This window comes from Stenotrophomonas sp. YJH_SMC_4 (assembly GCF_059371575.1).
This window is the reverse complement of record NZ_JCAFUR010000002.1, coordinates 548,145-563,966: the sequence shown is the minus strand read 5'-3', so window position 1 is coordinate 563,966 and position 15,822 is coordinate 548,145. Positions and strand designations below refer to the sequence as shown.

The window sequence follows — 15,822 nt, the reverse complement described above, 5'->3', positions numbered from 1 at the left end:
GGACGTCCCGTCGGCTGGAGGGGACCGGTCGATTCTCCCTGATCGAAGGCCGCTGCGGTAGCGCCGGATCAATGGGGGCTGCGGGATGGGTGGGTGGGATGGCTGCGCTGACGCCATGATGCCCGGTAGAGTCGACTGTTGGTCCACTGCCGTTGGCCCCGGTCGCAGAAGAGCCCGCGCTGCGCGCGATAGTCGACTGACAGTCGACTCTACCCCTCCCCCTCCCCGGCTGCTCAGGGCAGTTGGGTGCGCACCCGGGCAAAGCGGCGCAGGTCGTGCAGCACCCCGCGCTTGTAGACCGCACAGCGCTCCACGCCCTCTTCCTGGAAGCCGTTCTTCTCCAGTACACGGGCCGAGCCGAGGTTGAAGTCGACCACCCCGGCCTGCAGCCTGAACAGGCGCAGTTCGTCCATCACCCACGGTGCGAACAGGCCAACCACGCGGGTCATCACGCCCTGGCCCCAGTAGGCCTGGCCCAGCCAGTAACCCAGTTCGGCGGTATGCCCACGCTCGGCCACGCCCTGCTGGGCACCGACGCTGCCGCAGGCCTGGCCGTCGATCTCGATGGCCAGGTTCAGGGTTCCGGGGGCAAGCACGCGGCCGGCGAGGAAGGCCTCGCCATCCTCGCGCGTGTACGGGTACGGAAAGCGATCACGCAGGCCGCGCGATACCTCGGCGTCGTTGGCATGGCGCAGCAGGGATTCCAGGTCTTCCGGGCGCCAGGGGCGCAGTCGGAAACCTTCTCCCTGTAGTGGCGGGGTCAGAGCCCTTTCCGTTCCGGAAAGGGGTCCGACCCCTGGTTCGACCCCGTCGGCGTGCCGGTCAGGCATGCCCGCCCACCGAGGGCGATTCGGCTTCCTGCTTCTCCAGCTCGCGCTTCACCGCTTCCGGCGAGCGGGTGTACGGGGCCAGCCGCGCGTAGAACGCCGGCACCACGAACAGCGACAGGAACGTCGAGAGGGTCACGCCGAAGATGATCACGATGCCGATGGTGCCACGGCTGGCCGAGCCGGGGCCACCGGCCACCACCAGCGGGATCGCGCCGACCACGGTGGCGATCGAGGTCATCAGGATCGGGCGCAGGCGCACCATCGCCGATTCGATGATCGCCTCGCGCACGGTTCTTCCGTCGTCGCGCAGCTGGTTGGCGAATTCGACGATGAGGATGCCGTTCTTCGCTGCCAGGCCGACCAGCATGACGATGCCGATCTGACTGAACAGGTTCACCGTGCCGCCGCTCACCCACAACCCGACCAAGGCACCGAGCACGCCCAGCGGCACGGTCAGCATGATGGTGAGCGGGTGGATGAAGCTTTCGAACTGTGCGGCCAGTACCAGATACACCACCAGCAGGGCCATGGCGAAGGTCAGCAGCACTGCGCCACCGGCACTCTGGTACTCGCGCGATTCGCCCTTCCAGTTCACCTGCGCGTACTGCGGCAGCTCCTCACGGGCCACGCTCTGCGCCCAGGCGATGGCCTCGCCCAACGGATAGCCCGGCGCCAGGCCGGCGGTGATGGTGATCGAGCGCAGACGGTTGAAGCGGTTCAGCGTGCCCGCCTCGGCCACTTCACTGAGCGTGACCAGGTTGGACAGCGGCACCAGTTCGCCGGAGGTGGCACGCACGCGGATCGCGGCCAGGTCGGCCGGGCTGGCACGGCCATCGCGACCGGCCTGGACCAGCACGTCGTACTCCTCGCCGTTGTCGACGAAGGTGGTGACGCGACGCGAACCCATCATGGTTTCCAGCGCCGAACCGATCGCGGTGACCGGCACGCCGAGATCCGCCGCACGCTGGCGGTCGATGTTCACCCGCATCTGCGGCCGGGTTTCCTTGTAGTCCGAATCCGGGCCGACCAGGCCGGGATTGTCGGCCATGCGCAGCAGGATGCGGTCGCGCCACTGGGCGATTTCCGCGTACTCCGGCCCGCCCAGCACGATCTGGAAGGGCTGGCCGCCACTGCGCACCAGGCCGCCACCGACCTGGGTACGCACGCGCACGCCGCGCATGGTATCGAGTTCCTTCTGCAGTGCGTTGGCCACATCCGGGGTGGCCTCGCTGCGCTGGCGCCACGGCTGCAGGAAGATGCTGACGCGGCCGGTGTGCATTTCCTCGCTGGCGCCCCAACCGCCGGGCACGCGCGGGTTGGCACGCACGATCGGCTTGTCCGGGCCGACGTGCGGGGCCAGCAGCGCTTCCACCTGCTGTACCTGCTGCACGGTGTAGTCGTAGCCGGCGCCTTCCGGGCCGTCGATCATGATCTGGAACGAACCGCGGTCTTCGGCCGGCGCCAGCTCCGACGGCAGCAGTTTCAGCAGGCCCCAGCTGGCGGCCAGCGCGGCCACCATCACCAGCAGGTAGATCCAGGTGCGGTCCACGTGATGGTCGAGCACCCGGCCATAGCCGGAGGCCAGGCGCTCCAGGTTGCGGTTGACGAAGCCATGCAGGCCGCGCGGTGCCTGCCCGGTGTGCGGCTTGAGCAGTTTGGAGGCCATCATCGGCGTCAGCGTCAGCGCCACGAACGCGGACAACGCAACCGCTGCCGCCAGCGCCACCGCCAGTTCGCGGAACAGGCGGCCGGTATTGCCTTCCAGGAAACCGACCGGCAGGAACACCGCCACCAGCACGGCGGTAGTGGCGATCACCGCGAAGGCGACCTGCGTGGTACCGCGCTTGGAGGCCACCAGCGGGGGCTCGCCCAGGTCGATGCGGCGCTGCACGTTTTCCACCACCACGATCGCATCGTCCACCACCAGGCCGATGCACAGCACCAGGGCCAGCAGGGTCAGCAGGTTGATCGAGAAATCGAACGCATACAGCGCGATGAACGCCGCGACCAGGCAGACCGGCACGGTCACGGCCGGAATCAGCGCAGCGCGGAAACTGCCAAGGAACAGCCAGATCACCGCCAGCACCAGGATCATCGCTTCCACCAGCGTGGCGTAGACGCGATCCACCGCCGCTTCGATGAAGGTGGTGTTGTCGAAGGCGACGAAGATCTGCGTGCCCTTGGGCAGGGTCAGCGCCACCCGCTCGGCTTCAGCGCGCGCGGTACGCGCCACGTCCAGCGAGTTGGCAGTGGAGGTCTTGACGATGCCCAGGCCGATGCCCGGCTCGCCGTTGCTGCGGTAGTACGCGCGACGCTCGGCCGAAGCCAGTTCGATCTTCGCCACGTCGCCCATGCGCACCACGTAACCGTCGCGGCCCTTGCCCAGCGGGATGGTCGCAAAGTCTTCCGGCTTGATGTAGTTGCGCTCCACGCGCAGGGTGAAGTCACGGTCGGTCGACTCGATGCGGCCGGCCGGCAATTCCACGTTCTCGTTGCGCAGTGCGGTTTCCACATCGCCAGTGGTCAGCCCGCGCGCGGCCAGCTGGTCACGGTCCAGCCAGATGCGCATCGCATAGCGCTGGCGACCACCGATGCGGACCTGGGCCACGCCATCGAGGCTGGAGAAACGATCGACCACGTAGCGGTCGGCGTAGTCGCTCAGCTCCAGCGTGTCCATGGTCGAGGAGACCATGTTGAACCAGATGATCGGGTCGGCATCGCTCTCGACCTTGGCGATTTCCGGCGGACGCGCTTCTTCGGGCATGCGGTCGGCGACGCGGCTGACCGCATCGCGCACGTCATTGGCCGCCGCTTCGATATCGCGGTTGGAGGTGAACTCGATGCTGACCTGCGAGCGGCCGTTGGTGCTGCGCGCATTGATCGTATCGATGCCTTCGATGCCGGCCAGCGCATCTTCCAGCACCTGGGTGATGCGGCTTTCGATGACCGCCGCCGAGGCGCCGGTGTAGTCCACCGACACCGACACGATCGGCGGATCGATGGCGGGCAGTTCGCGCAGGGTCAGGCGGGTGAAGGACATCACGCCCAGCACCAGCAGCAACAGGCTCATCACCACGGCGAACACCGGCCGCTGGATGGAGATGTCGGACAGCTTCATCCGCCGTGGCCCTCGGCCGCGACCGGCGCCGGTGCATCCGCCGGCTTGGCACCGCTGGCCGGCGCCGCATCCTTGGCCGCGACCTTCAGGCCCGGGCGCAGCTTGCCGGTGCCATCGACCACGATGCGCTGGCCGGCTTCCAGGCCCTGCTTGATCTCAACCACGCCGGCACGGCGCGCACCGGTCACCACGTCCACGCGCTCGACGCTGTCGTCGCTCTTGATGCGGTACACGAACGTGTCGCGGCCCACCTGCACCACGGCAATTTCCGGCACCACCAGCGCCGGGCGCTCGGGGCGGAACAGGCGCACGTCCAGCAGCATGCCCGGGCGCAGCGCGTGGTCGCTGTTGGCGAAATCGCCGCGCACGGTCACCGCACGGGTCGCCGGGTCGATGCGTGCGTCGATGGTACTGACCACGCCCTCGAAGGTGCGGCCCGGCCACGCCACGCTGGTGGCACTGACCTTGTCACCGACGCCCAGTGCGGCCAGTTCCACTTCCGGCACCTGGAAATCGATGTGCATGTGCTCGATGTCGTCGAGCGTAGCGATGACCGTGGTCGGGGTCACCAGCGAGCCGGGGCTGACCTGGCGGATGCCGAGCACGCCGGCGAACGGTGCGCGCACACGGCGATCACCGATGTCGGCCTGCATCTGCATCACGCGCGCCTCGGCGGCATCACGGATCGACTTCTGCGTATCCAGCGTGGCGCTGGACACCAGCCGCTGGGAGGCCAGCTCGCGCTGGCGCTTGTACAACTGGTCGGCCTCGTGGAAGGTGGCCTGCGCCTGCACCAGCGCCGCTTCCTGGGCCTGCCCGCGCAGCGTCACGATCGGTGCGCCGGCGGCGATGTGCTGGCCGCTTTCGAAATGCACCTTCTCGACGATTTCGCTGACCTTGGCGGTGACGCTGATCGACTCGCGCGCCTTGGCCGTGCCCAGCGCCTGCAGGCTGTCGTTCCACTGCATGGGCTGCACCACCTGCGCCGTGACCGGCACTGCTTCGCCCTGCCGACGCGCGGCGGCCTCCTGTTTGCCTGCGCACCCGGCCAACACGGCCAAGCTGAGGCCAAGGGCCAGGGTCGAAGCGATACGAGCCAACATGAAGGGTCCTGATTGATCCACGGCCGCCGAGTGTAGGCAAGGCCCCGCAAAAGCGGTATGTGCCAAGCGTTTACCATCGTGGAACCGAAGCCGTGATAGCGCCTTGAACCCGTTCCGTGCAAGGCTGCCCTTGGCGGTGTCGGCGTGTGTCGGGTTGTATCCAGCCGTGCACCACGGGCGTTGCCATCGTAGAGTCGAAGCTGCCCGACAGAGGGCGTCGGGCGGGGACGGATCCTGGCGGGGATCCGGCCCCGGTTTTTTTTCACCCGGCGGATCAGTACCGGTAGTTCACCTTCATCCACAGGCTGCGCCCGGGCTCGTTGATGCGCACCGGGTCGGCCGGGAAGCCGAAGTCGGCACTGCCGGCCAGGTTCAGGTGCTCGCTGTACGCGCGGTCGAACAGGTTGTCGACGCCCGCGCTGAGCTGCAGCTGCGAACTGAAACGGTACGCGGCGTTGAGCGCGAACGTGGCGAAACCTGCACTCGGCCCGAGGTCCTGTGCGACCACGTTGCCCTGGCCCTCGGCCACGCGGTGCTGGTGGGTCACCGCACGCAGCAGTGCCCCGGCACTCCAGCGCTGGCCTTCCCAGTTCGCGCTCAGGCGTGCTTCCAGTGGTGGCATCTGCGGCAGCGGACGCTGCTGGTCGCGGTTCTCGCCCCAGGCATAGGCCAGCGTGCCGCCCAGCTTCCACTGCCCGGCCAGGCTCACTTCCAGGCCCGCCTCGGCACCGGCGATGCGCGCGTCGACATTGCGGGCCTGGCTCATGCCCATCATGCCGCTGCCGTGGTACGTGAACAGGATGTAGTCCTGGATCTGCCCGGCGTACGCCGAAACCCACGCCTGCACGCGCGGTCCCTTGTACTGCAGGCCGACGTCGAGCTGGGTGGTGCGTTCGGGCTGCACGCCGGTGAACGCGTTCACTGCGCCGGCCGGGCCGTGGTTGGGCGAGAACAGCTCCCAGTAGTCGGGCATGCGTTCACTGTGGCCGAGCCCGGCGTACCAGGTCAGGCCGTCGGCCAGGTCCTGCTCGTAACGCAGGAAACCACTGCCGAGCCATTCCTTGCGGCGCTGGCCCGCAGTCGGATTGGGCCTGTTCCCCATCATTCCGCGGATCGATTGCCGCTCATCGCGGACGCTGGCGCGGTCAATGCGCAGGCCACTGATCCAGCGCTGGTCGGTGCCGGCGCCCAGGGTCAGTTCGCTGAACACGCCATAGCGACGGAAGTTGGCATCAGTCTCCCACGCCGCCTGCCGGTAGGTATCGCGGCCCATGCCCATGCGGCCGCGGTGGCGGCTGTCTTCGCCATCCACACCCGCCACCAGCTGCACATCCTGCCAACGCCACTCGGAACTGACCCGGCCGCCCTGGGTACGGCGGTCCACGTTCGAGGCCATCGGCATCGGCATCATGCTGTTGGGATTCGGCGTGCGCAGCGTGTAGTTGTCCATCACGTGGTCGGCTTCGTTGTAGTACACGTTGGCCTGCACCGTGTCCCACGCGCCCGGCAGGTTGCGCTTCTCGAAGCGTGCCGCGTAACTGGTGCGCTCGAACGCGGCGCCGTCCATGCCGCGCCCGGCATAACGCGCGATGGCATCGCCGGCACCGGCGGAAATCTCCAGCAGCGTGTCGGCATCCGGCGTCCAGCCGATGGCCACGTCACCGTTCCACTTGCGCCACTTCGACGGCACCACGTCACCGTGGCCATCCTTGTAGTCATCGGCCTCGGAGCGGTTGCCGCTGGCGCGTACATAGCCGGTCGGATCGCCCAGGGTCAGGTCCAGCACCTGGTCGTTGCGGTTGCGCGAACCGACCAGCGCACTGGCATCGGCACGCAGGCCGGGTTCATCGAAGCGCGGCGTGTCGCGCTCGAAGCGCACGGTACCGGCCGAGGCACCTGCGCCCCAGCGCACGCTCTGCGGGCCCTTGATGATGGTCAACCGGTCGAAGCTTTCCGGCGCGATGTAGGACAGCGGATTGTCCATGCGCGACGGGCAGGCACCGATCAGGTTGCCGTCGTTGCTGAGGATGTTCAGGCGCGAACCGAACATGCCGCGCAGCACCGGGTCGCCGTTGGTGCCGCCATTGCGGATGGCAGAGAAGCCGGGAACGGTTTTCAGGTAATCGGCACCATCACTGGCCGGCACCGGCTGCCGCGGCAGGCGCGGATCGGTCACCCAGTGCAGCGGCGAGGACGGTGCGGCGGCGGTGACCACCATCGTATCGAGGGTACGCGCCTCGTCGGCGGGCGCAGCGTGGGCCAGTGACGCGGCCACGGCCAGGCCAAGGGCAACCGGCAGGCGCGCGCAGGCGCCCGCGGGGCGGGAAGTCATTTTCATCGGAACAGCTCCAAGGTACGCACGCGCGCACGGCGCCCGGTCAGGCGTCGTGCGGCAGATTCACGGGGATATCAGCGGACGATGGAGACGCGCGGTGGCCCACGTGCGGCATGTGCGGGCCAGTGCGGTGCGGGCAGCACCTGTTGCGACCACGGGAACACCAGGCGCGGCCGCCACAGCAGCGGCAACAGCAGCACCAGCACCGCCAGCCATGGCAGCAGGCGCATGGCCAGTACACAGTATTCGCAGGCTTCGCCATGCATGGCGTGGGGATCGGCCGCGGGGCGGGGCACTGCCGGCGCGGCGCCGTGCTGATCGTGCCCGGCCATGGCCATGTCGTGCATGTCATGGCCCATGGCGGCGTGGTCCATGCCCGCCATTGCGGTGTGGTCCATCGGCGGCGCCTGCAGCGCGCGGCTGACCAGCGGCGCAAGCACCATCAGCAGCGTCGCCAGGATGGCGAGCTGGAGCAGAAGACGCTGCGGGCGGGACAGGCGGATCACCCCGCTAGTGTAGAGCCGGGTCCAGGGTTACCCGTGCGACGAACCGTCGCAGGAGGGAGTTTATCGGCAGGGCTGCGCCCTGCACCCGCTGCGAGCTGGAGCAACAGCAAGAGCCGAAGCAACATCAAAAGCTGGCTTCCTGTGAGTTAGGCGGGGTGGGTCCGGTTGCGGGGGGCGCTGCAAGTACGTCCATGTAAGCTCGGTCGCCGCATCCATGCGGCTCACGCCCCCGCAACCGGACCCACCCCGCCTTCGACAGATCTCTGCGATCTGCAGTAGATCCACGCCATGCGTGGATGAATCTCCATCGGAATCGAATATTTCGAACTGGAATCGAAAAGCATCCACGCATGGCGTGGATCTATCGTGTCGACCAAGGTCGACACCTACCAGCAGCCATCGGGATCTGTCAGAGGTGGGGCGGTGTCGGAGTGCGGGGTGTCAGCCGCATGGGTCCGAGGCATGTCTCGGGCGGGTTGGGCAGGACGCCCAACCCCGGTCTTGCCGTGTGCGCAGGAAAGCGCACACGAGCAAGCGGCTGCCAAGCTTACAGGGACGTACTTGCAGCGTCTCCGCACTCCGACACCGCCCCGCCAACCCACGGAATGCCGCTTCTGCTGTTGCTGTTGCCTTTGTCCGCAGCAGGTGCAGGGCTGCAAGCCCTGCTCGCCCCCCCTCACACCGTGATGGTCTGGGTCAGTGACTCCCACGTCGGGGGCACCGGCCACGCGGCGGCCTGGTTGCCATCCAGCACCCTGCGCAGATCGCGCGGATCAATCTGCGGTGCCAGCACGTGCACCAGCTCCAGCGCGTAATCGCGCAGCACCCGGTCGCGCGGCAACACCGCCCAGGCAATGCACTCGCTGATCGGGTCCGGCGCCGGCCACGAGCGCAGGTCTTCGTCGTTGGAACTGACCGCCATCTCGGCCAGCAGGCCCACGCCCAGCCCGGTACGCACATAGGTCTTGATCAGGTCCGCATCGAGCGCGGTCAGCGCCAGGTCCGGCGCCAGGCCGTTTGCAGCGAAGGCGCGCTGCAACGAGGAATTCGGGCGGGTCGAGGATTCGTAGCTGATCAGCGGCTGCCGGGCCAACGCGGCCAGGTCCGGTGCGCGGCCGGCGCGGTCCAGCGGGTGCCCCTTGGGTACCACCACCAGGCGTCGCCAGCGGAACAGCGGCACCGCGATGCCATCGGTGGGCTCACTGCCGGCGGTGCTGATGATCGCGATATCCGCGTCACCCTGGTTCAAGCGGTCCAGCGCGTCGGTTTCACCGGCCTGCTGCAGGTGCACGCTCACCTGGGGATAGGCCTGCTTGATCGCTGCCACCGCCGGCGGCAGCACGAAGCGCGCCTGGGTGTGGGTGGTGGTCAGGATCAGCTGGCCCTGGCTCTCGCGGCGCTGGTTGGCCGCGTAGGTGCGGATGTTGTTGGCCTCGGCCAGCACCGCGCGGGCGCGGGCGATGACCTCGGTGCCGGCCGGGGTGACCGACTCCAGGCTGCGGCCCTTGCGCACGAACAACAGGAAGCCGAGCTCGTCTTCCAGCTGCTTGAGCTGCTTGGACAGGCCGGGCTGGGTGGCGTGCACGCGCGAGGCGGCCAGCGTGATGTTCAGCTCGGCGTCGGCGATGGCGACCAGGTAGCGCAGCTGGGTCAGCGTCATGGGAGGCGGGCGGCGTGGGGCGGAGGTCCACTCTAGGGTCAATTGCCGTCACCAGCTTATAACCAAAGGTTGTTTAAGAAAGGTATCTGGTCATTTCCGGGCGTCATATGCCGGCGCTACGGTCAGCCGGCAGCCGCTGGCCTGAACAGCCAGCCCTCCCCTTCTGCCCGCCGGCGTCCGGCGCGGCCCTGTTTCCGGAGCGCTTCCATGGCCCTGTACGACTCCATCCTCGATACCGTCGGCAACACCCCCATCGTCAAGCTGCAGCGCCTGGCGCCGCCGCAGGTCAGCGTCTACGCCAAGGTCGAGTCGTTCAACCCGGGCGGCTCGGTCAAGGACCGCCTGGCGCTGGCGATCATCCTCGACGCCGAAGCACGTGGCCTGCTCAAGCCGGGTGACACCATCGTCGAAGCCACTTCTGGCAACACCGGCGTGGCGCTGGCGATGGTCGCCGCCGCGCGCGGCTACAAGTTCGTGGCGACCATGGTCGAGACCTTCTCGGTGGAGCGCCGCAAGCTGATGCGCGCCTATGGCGCCAAGGTGATCCTGACCCCGGCCGCCGAACGCGGCAGCGGCATGGTGCGCAAGGCGCGCGAACTGGCCGAGCAGCACGGCTGGTTCCTGGCCAGCCAGTTCGCCAACCCGGCCAATCCGGCGTATCACCGCAACACCACCGCCGCCGAGATCCTGCGCGACTTCGCCGGCAAGCGGCTGGACTACTTCGTCAGCGGCTGGGGCACGGGCGGCACGCTCACCGGCGTGGGCGAAGTGCTGAAGGTCGCGCGTCCGCAGACCCGCATCATCGCCACCGAGCCAGCCGGCGCCGCACTGCTGAAGGGCGATGACTGGAAGCCGCACAAGATCCAGGGCTGGACCCCGGACTTCGTGCCCGACGTGCTCAACCGTGATGTGGTGGATGAACTGCTGACGGTGGAAGATGACCGCGCGATCGCCACCGCGCGCCGACTGGCCGCCGAGGAAGGCATCTTCGTCGGCATCTCCGCCGGCGCTACCGTGGCCAGCGCACTGGACGTGGCCGCACGTGCCGAACCGGGTTCAGTGATTCTGGCGATGCTGCCGGACACCGGTGAACGCTACTTCTCCACGCCGCTGTTTGCCGACGTGAATGAGGGTTCCGACGACGACTGGTTGGCCGGCCTGCCGTGACACCCGGGGATCAGAGCCTCTTCCATCCGGAAAAGGATCCGACCCCATCCTGTTACATGCCCGGGGGCGGATCCCTTTTCCGCAGGGAAAGGGCTCCGACCCCCTTCTGCTTCAGCCTGCATGAAGGCGTCGCCCGCCATCGTGCGTGAAGGCCGTCGGATCGCAGCGCGTGAGACGGTCATGACGCAGTATCGATGCCCTGTCCCCTACCGTGGGAACAGCCGGCGCAGATGCTGCGCGGATCACCTCACAGGCAGGAGACGGACGCATGAAGATCGAAGTTTGGCAGGGCGACATCACGACCCTGGCGGTGGATGCGATCGTCAACGCGGCCAATGAAACGCTGCTCGGTGGTGGCGGTGTCGACGGCGCGATCCATCGTGCGGCCGGGCCCGCGTTGCTGGCCGAATGCGGGCAGCTGCCGGAACTGCGCCCGGGCGTACGTTGCCCGACCGGCGAAGTGCGCGCCACCAGTGCTTACGCTTTGCCTGCACGCTACGTACTGCACACGGTGGGCCCGGTCTGGCACGACGGCCAGCGCGATGAACCGGCGTTGCTCGCCAACTGCTACTGGAAGTCGCTGCAGCTGGCCGAATCGCTGGGCGTGCAGTCGATCGCATTCCCAGCCATCAGCTGCGGCGTATACGGCTATCCGCTGTACCAGGCCGCGCAGATCGCAGTGACCGAAACACTGGCCTGGCAGCGCAGCCATGCGCAACCGATGCGCATCGTGCTGGTGGCGTTCAATACCGCTACGGCCAAGGCCTACCAGCAGGCGTTGAGTGCCGCCGGGCAAAGCGCCGACAGCGAACCGCGCGGGTCGATGCTGCCGCCCCTGGGTGACGCGGGTTTTGCCGCCGCGCATTGAATCGCGGCGCAGCGTGGAAAGGAAAAGGCCGGGCATTGCCCGGCCTTCTCAGTTGCACCGTTGATGTCATCCACGCATGGCGTGGATCACGCTCAACGACTGGCAGCTTCCACCGCAGCGGCGTCATCGGCCACGGCGGCTGCAGCGTCGGCAGCGGCACGTGCAGCCGAGGCGGCAGCACCCTCGGCGCTGGCCCCTTCCACCTGCACGCGCACCTCGACCATGCCTGCGCCATTGTTCAGGCTGGACACGTCGACGGTGTAATGACCGGCCGGCAGAGTCTCCTCCAGGCGCGAGTTGGTACCGTTGCCACCGTCGTCATCGGTCAGCTCGACATCGCCACCGACCACGCGCAGCACGGTATCGACCTGGCTGGAAATCGCATCCAGGCGCACGTCGGCCGGCCGGTCCAGGGTCAGCAGGAAGCGGCGACGGCCTTCGTTGTCCAGCATGGTGTACACGCTGCCCGACTTCGGCAGGGCGGTGCCATCGCGCTCGACCAGATTCCCCGGCAGTTCGATGCGGGAGGCAGACAGGGTGAACATGCCATTGACACCGCTGCCGAGGCCGCGCGCGGTCAGGGTGTACTTGCCCGGCTTCAGCGACAGGGTCAGCCGCGAGTTGGTGCTGTCGTTGCCATCGTCGTTTTCGGCTTCAACGCCCTGGCCCGACAGCTTCAGCACCGGATCGAAGACATCCGACACCAGGCGGATTTCGTACAGGCCGGCCTTGTCCACCTGCAGGGTGTAGTCCTGCGAGTCACTGGCCAGCATGTCCACGATTTCGCCACTGCCCGCCAACGGCTTGCCGTCGTAAGGTTTCAGCTTCTCGGCTCGCAGGCGATACGGACCAAAGGCGGTCGGGCCATCGGCATTGACCGCCACCTGGTAGGTGCCGCCGCCATTGGCACGGAACGCCAGCGAGACGTCGCCTTCGCGTTCGTAACCGGTGTTGCTGGTGGAAACAAGACTGCCGTTGTTGAACACGGCGATCGAGCCGCTGAGGGCACCAGTAAGTTTCAGGCCGACCAGATCCTTGTCTTCCAGCTTGATCTGGTAGAGCTGGTGATGGCTGCCATCATTGAAGTTGATGCCGCTGCGCGAGGTGATCTCGCCGGACACCGGCTTGTCGAAATCGAGCGACGCGGCCTTGCCTGCCTCTGCGCCGCCGCCGATGCGGTTGCACCCGCCGGCGACCAGGACCGTGGCTACGGCCAGTGTGATTGCTGCCAAACGCATGTTGTTTCTCCTTGGCCTTCCATGTGGTTCCCGCGTACCGGCCGGGCACGCGGGGGCGGAAAAGATACCCGCAAAAGCAAACGCCGGCGTGATGCCGGCGCTGCCTTGTTCATCCAGCGATGGGACGGATCAACCGTTCCACTTGCCCAGCGCGGCCAGGCCGTTGTCCTTGGCGCGCTCGTACACGGTCTTCTGGGCGGCAGCGTAGTTGCCCTTCATATCCTTGGCCCACAGCTTCAGCGCGGCCTGCTGCATGGCGCGGCCGTAGGAGAAGCTCAGCGGCCACGGCAGGTTGCCCAGCTGGTTCATCGCGTTCAGATGCTCGGTGGACTGCTCGTCGCTCTGGCCACCGGACAGGAACACCACGCCCGGCAGGATGGCCGGCACGGTGCTCTTCAGGCACATCACGGTCGACTCGGCCACTTCCTCGACGTCGGCCTGCTCATCGCAGCCCTTGCCCGAGATGACCATCGAGGCCTTCAGGATGGTGCCTTCCAGCAGCACGTTCTGCTGGTACAGGGCATCGAACAGCGAACGCAGGGTGGCTTCGGTGACTTCGTAGCAGGTCTCGATGTCGTGGTCGCCGTCCATGATCACTTCCGGCTCGACCATCGGCACCAGGCCGCATTCCTGGCACAGGGCGGCATAGCGGGCCAGCGCGTGGGCGTTGGACTCGATGCAGGTGCCCGACGGAATGCTCTCGCCGATGTTGATGACCGCACGCCACTTGGCGAAGCGCGCACCCAGCTTGTAGTACTCCTGCAGGCGCTCGCGCAGGCCGTCCAGGCCTTCGGTGACCAGCTCGCCCGGGCAGCCGGCCAGCGGGTGCGCACCCTTGTCCACCTTGATGCCCGGAATCATGCCGTGGTCGGCCATGTACTTGGCGAACGGCACGCCGTCCCTGGTCGACTGGCGGATGGTTTCGTCGTACAGGATGGCGCCGGAAATGTGCTCGTTGAGCTTCGGCGTGGTCAGCAGCAGCTCGCGGTAGGCACGACGGTTCTCCTCGGTGTTCTCGATACCGACGCCGGCGAAACGCTTGGCGATGGTAGCGGTGGATTCGTCGATCGCGATGATGCCCTTGCCCGGGGCGACCATGGCCTGGGCGGTTTCGGCCAGCTGTTCGATGCTCATGTATTTCCTGTGGCGGGTGCGGGAAAAACGTAAGTATAGCCCCGCTGCCCGTTGCCCCGGTGTCGAGGCCAGGATGGAAACGATTCCAATGTCCGCGCAGGACAAGGGATGTCCTGCGGCATGGGGTCAGAGCCCCTTTGGGGATCTGACCCCGGGTCGGATGCGCGCAGCGGCTCCGACCCGAGGCCGACTGGGTTTACAGATCGCCCAGCCCAATGGCGCGGCCGTCTTCACCCACTTCCAGCAGGCGCAGGGTATTGGTGGCACCGTGGGTTTCCATGTGCTCGCCGCTGGTGAACACGACGCGGTCGCCGGCCTGCAGCAGTTCGGCTTCCACCAGCAGGCGGATGCTGCCGCGCGCGGCTTCGCGCGGGGTCAGGCCGCGGCTGTCGAAGTTGATCGGGAACACATCGCGCATCAGCGCCATCTGCCGGCGCGCGCCGTCATGGCGGGTCACCGCGAACACCGGCGCCTTGGCGCGGAAACGCGACAGGTAACGCGCGGTGCCACCGGACTCGGTCATTGCCACGATCGCGCGCACGCCCACGTGCTGGGACAGGAACATGGTGGCCATGGCAATGGCCTGGTCGGCACGCTCGAGGTTGCGCGGCGAAGCGTTGAAGTCGGTCTCGGTCTGGAACTGGCGCTCGGCCCCCAGGCAGATGCGCGCCATTGCTTCGACCGCCTTGACCGGCCAGGCACCTGCAGCGGTCTCGGCCGACAGCATCACCGCATCGGTGCCGTCGATGACCGAGTTGGCCACGTCCAGCACTTCGGCACGGGTCGGAATCGGGCTTTCCACCATCGACTGCAGCATCTGCGTGGCAGTGATCACCACCTTGTTCTGTGCCAGCGAGGCCTTGATGATCTTCTTCTGCAGGCCCGGCAGTTCGGCATCGCCGATCTCCACGCCAAGGTCGCCACGGGCGACCATCACCACGTCGCTGGCCTCGACGATTTCTTCCAGATTCTCGATGGCCTCGGTGCGCTCGATCTTCGATACCAGTGCAGCATCACAGCCATGCGAGCGGGCGATGTCACGCGCATCGTTCATGTCCTGCGCGTTGCGGCAGAACGACACAGCGATGAAGTCGACACCGATCTTGGCGACGATGCCGATCAGTTCCTTGTCGCGCTCGGTCAGCGCGCCCAGCGAGAGGCCGCCGCCCTGCTTGTTCAGGCCCTTGCGGTCGGACAGCACACCGTCGTTCAAAACGGTATTGATGATGCGTTCGCCCTGCACCTCCACCACCTGCAGCTGCATCAGGCCGTCGTCGAGCAACAGGACATCGCCCGGACCCACGTCCTGCGGCAGGCCGAGGTAGCTCACACCCACCTGGGTGGCATCACCCGGGCCGGCACTGGTGCTGGCGATCAAGTCGAAGCGGTTGCCCGCCTTCAGCTGCACCTTGCCTTCTGCGAAGCGCTCGATGCGGATCTTCGGGCCCGGCAGGTCGGCCAGGATGCCCACTTCCACGCCGACGCGGGCGGCGGCGGCACGCACTTCGGCGGCACGCTTGGCCTGGCCGGACGGGTCACCATGGCTGAAGTTGAGGCGCACCACGTTGACGCCGGCGCGGAACAGATCCTCCAGCACGCCCGGCGGATCAGTGGCCGGACCGAGGGTGGCAAGGATCTTGGTGCGACGCTGACGCTCGAACATGGTGAATGGGCCTCTCCCGATAAAGAACGGAAATTAGCACATCCTTCACGCCGCATGTATACGGTTACAGCCTTGTGCTGCCTGGCTTCGCGGGTCATGGAACGGACATCACCCGGACATACGCTGGCGCAGGGTGTTCTGTAGAGCCGGGCCCTGCCCGGCTGCACCGCGGGCCGCAATCAGCCGAGCGTGGGGCCAGC

General features: G+C 67.3%; 11 protein-coding genes. 2 read left to right on the top strand and 9 right to left on the bottom strand.

Features of this window, described 5'->3' with window-relative positions; translation table 11 throughout:
* Positions 1 to 233: 233 nt before the first annotated feature.
* The 6 genes from AC5P9F_RS05995 to AC5P9F_RS05970 all read right to left on the bottom strand — a co-directional run bounded on the left by AC5P9F_RS05995 (position 234) and on the right by AC5P9F_RS05970 (position 9,552).
* A complete protein-coding gene (locus AC5P9F_RS05995) occupies positions 234 to 830 on the bottom strand; it encodes a GNAT family N-acetyltransferase (RefSeq protein WP_099524696.1) in 597 nt (198 codons plus the stop codon).
* The gene (locus AC5P9F_RS05990) at positions 823 to 3,948 is read right to left on the bottom strand and encodes an efflux RND transporter permease subunit (protein WP_099524694.1); all 3,126 of its coding nucleotides are present in this window, start codon (positions 3,946 to 3,948) and stop codon (positions 823 to 825) included. Before AC5P9F_RS05990 ends, AC5P9F_RS05995 begins: the two co-directional genes overlap by 8 nt.
* On the bottom strand, positions 3,945 to 5,051 hold the full coding sequence (locus AC5P9F_RS05985; protein WP_043034322.1) for an efflux RND transporter periplasmic adaptor subunit: 1,107 nt from the start codon (positions 5,049 to 5,051) through the stop codon (positions 3,945 to 3,947). The genes AC5P9F_RS05990 and AC5P9F_RS05985 overlap by 4 nt, the downstream gene beginning before the upstream one ends.
* Positions 5,052 to 5,325: 274 nt before the next feature.
* A complete protein-coding gene (locus tag AC5P9F_RS05980; RefSeq protein WP_099524692.1) occupies positions 5,326 to 7,389 on the bottom strand; it encodes a TonB-dependent copper receptor in 2,064 nt (687 codons plus the stop codon).
* Positions 7,390 to 7,460: 71 nt separating this feature from the next.
* Positions 7,461 to 7,892 carry a DUF2946 domain-containing protein gene (locus tag AC5P9F_RS05975; RefSeq protein WP_049459280.1) on the bottom strand — a complete coding sequence of 144 codons (432 nt, stop codon included), beginning with the start codon at positions 7,890 to 7,892 and terminating at the stop codon, positions 7,461 to 7,463.
* Positions 7,893 to 8,568: 676 nt separating this feature from the next.
* Positions 8,569 to 9,552: a LysR family transcriptional regulator gene (locus AC5P9F_RS05970; RefSeq protein ID WP_024958695.1), complete on the bottom strand. Its 984-nt coding sequence runs from the start codon at positions 9,550 to 9,552 to the stop codon at positions 8,569 to 8,571.
* A gap of 207 nt (positions 9,553 to 9,759) precedes the next feature.
* Here AC5P9F_RS05970 and cysK point away from each other — a divergent pair, with 207 nt between their 5' ends.
* Positions 9,760 to 10,719 (top strand): cysteine synthase A, encoded by a 960-nt coding sequence (gene cysK, locus AC5P9F_RS05965; RefSeq protein WP_005410829.1) that lies wholly within the window; start codon positions 9,760 to 9,762, stop codon positions 10,717 to 10,719.
* 268 nt (positions 10,720 to 10,987) lie between these two features.
* Positions 10,988 to 11,587, top strand: coding sequence for an O-acetyl-ADP-ribose deacetylase (locus AC5P9F_RS05960; RefSeq protein WP_049404060.1), 600 nt, complete (start codon positions 10,988 to 10,990; stop codon positions 11,585 to 11,587).
* Between the two features lie 92 nt (positions 11,588 to 11,679).
* Here AC5P9F_RS05960 and AC5P9F_RS05955 read toward each other — a convergent pair whose 3' ends face one another.
* From AC5P9F_RS05955 to pyk, 3 genes are all read right to left on the bottom strand, one after another.
* Positions 11,680 to 12,825, bottom strand: coding sequence for a hypothetical protein (locus AC5P9F_RS05955; protein ID WP_033834920.1), 1,146 nt, complete (start codon positions 12,823 to 12,825; stop codon positions 11,680 to 11,682).
* A gap of 129 nt (positions 12,826 to 12,954) precedes the next feature.
* On the bottom strand, positions 12,955 to 13,959 hold the full coding sequence (locus AC5P9F_RS05950; RefSeq protein ID WP_087923481.1) for a class I fructose-bisphosphate aldolase: 1,005 nt from the start codon (positions 13,957 to 13,959) through the stop codon (positions 12,955 to 12,957).
* A gap of 196 nt (positions 13,960 to 14,155) precedes the next feature.
* Positions 14,156 to 15,622, bottom strand: a complete 1,467-nt coding sequence (gene pyk / locus AC5P9F_RS05945; protein ID WP_005410833.1) for a pyruvate kinase — start codon at positions 15,620 to 15,622, stop codon at positions 14,156 to 14,158.
* Positions 15,623 to 15,822: the final 200 nt, after the last annotated feature.

Excerpts from the sequence above, each read along its gene's own strand:
- AC5P9F_RS05980 (WP_099524692.1), bottom strand. The coding sequence starts at position 7,389 with ATGAAAATGACTTCCCGCCCCGCGGGCGCCTGCGCGCGCCTGCCGGTT.
- pyk (WP_005410833.1), bottom strand. The coding sequence starts at position 15,622 with ATGTTCGAGCGTCAGCGTCGCACCAAGATCCTTGCCACCCTCGGTCCG.
- AC5P9F_RS05990 (WP_099524694.1), bottom strand. The coding sequence starts at position 3,948 with ATGAAGCTGTCCGACATCTCCATCCAGCGGCCGGTGTTCGCCGTGGTG.
- AC5P9F_RS05960 (WP_049404060.1), top strand. The coding sequence starts at position 10,988 with ATGAAGATCGAAGTTTGGCAGGGCGACATCACGACCCTGGCGGTGGAT.
- AC5P9F_RS05970 (WP_024958695.1), bottom strand. The coding sequence starts at position 9,552 with ATGACGCTGACCCAGCTGCGCTACCTGGTCGCCATCGCCGACGCCGAG.
- AC5P9F_RS05995 (WP_099524696.1), bottom strand. The coding sequence starts at position 830 with ATGCCTGACCGGCACGCCGACGGGGTCGAACCAGGGGTCGGACCCCTT.
- AC5P9F_RS05950 (WP_087923481.1), bottom strand. The coding sequence starts at position 13,959 with ATGAGCATCGAACAGCTGGCCGAAACCGCCCAGGCCATGGTCGCCCCG.
- AC5P9F_RS05955 (WP_033834920.1), bottom strand. The coding sequence starts at position 12,825 with ATGCGTTTGGCAGCAATCACACTGGCCGTAGCCACGGTCCTGGTCGCC.
- cysK (WP_005410829.1), top strand. The coding sequence starts at position 9,760 with ATGGCCCTGTACGACTCCATCCTCGATACCGTCGGCAACACCCCCATC.
- AC5P9F_RS05985 (WP_043034322.1), bottom strand. The coding sequence starts at position 5,051 with ATGTTGGCTCGTATCGCTTCGACCCTGGCCCTTGGCCTCAGCTTGGCC.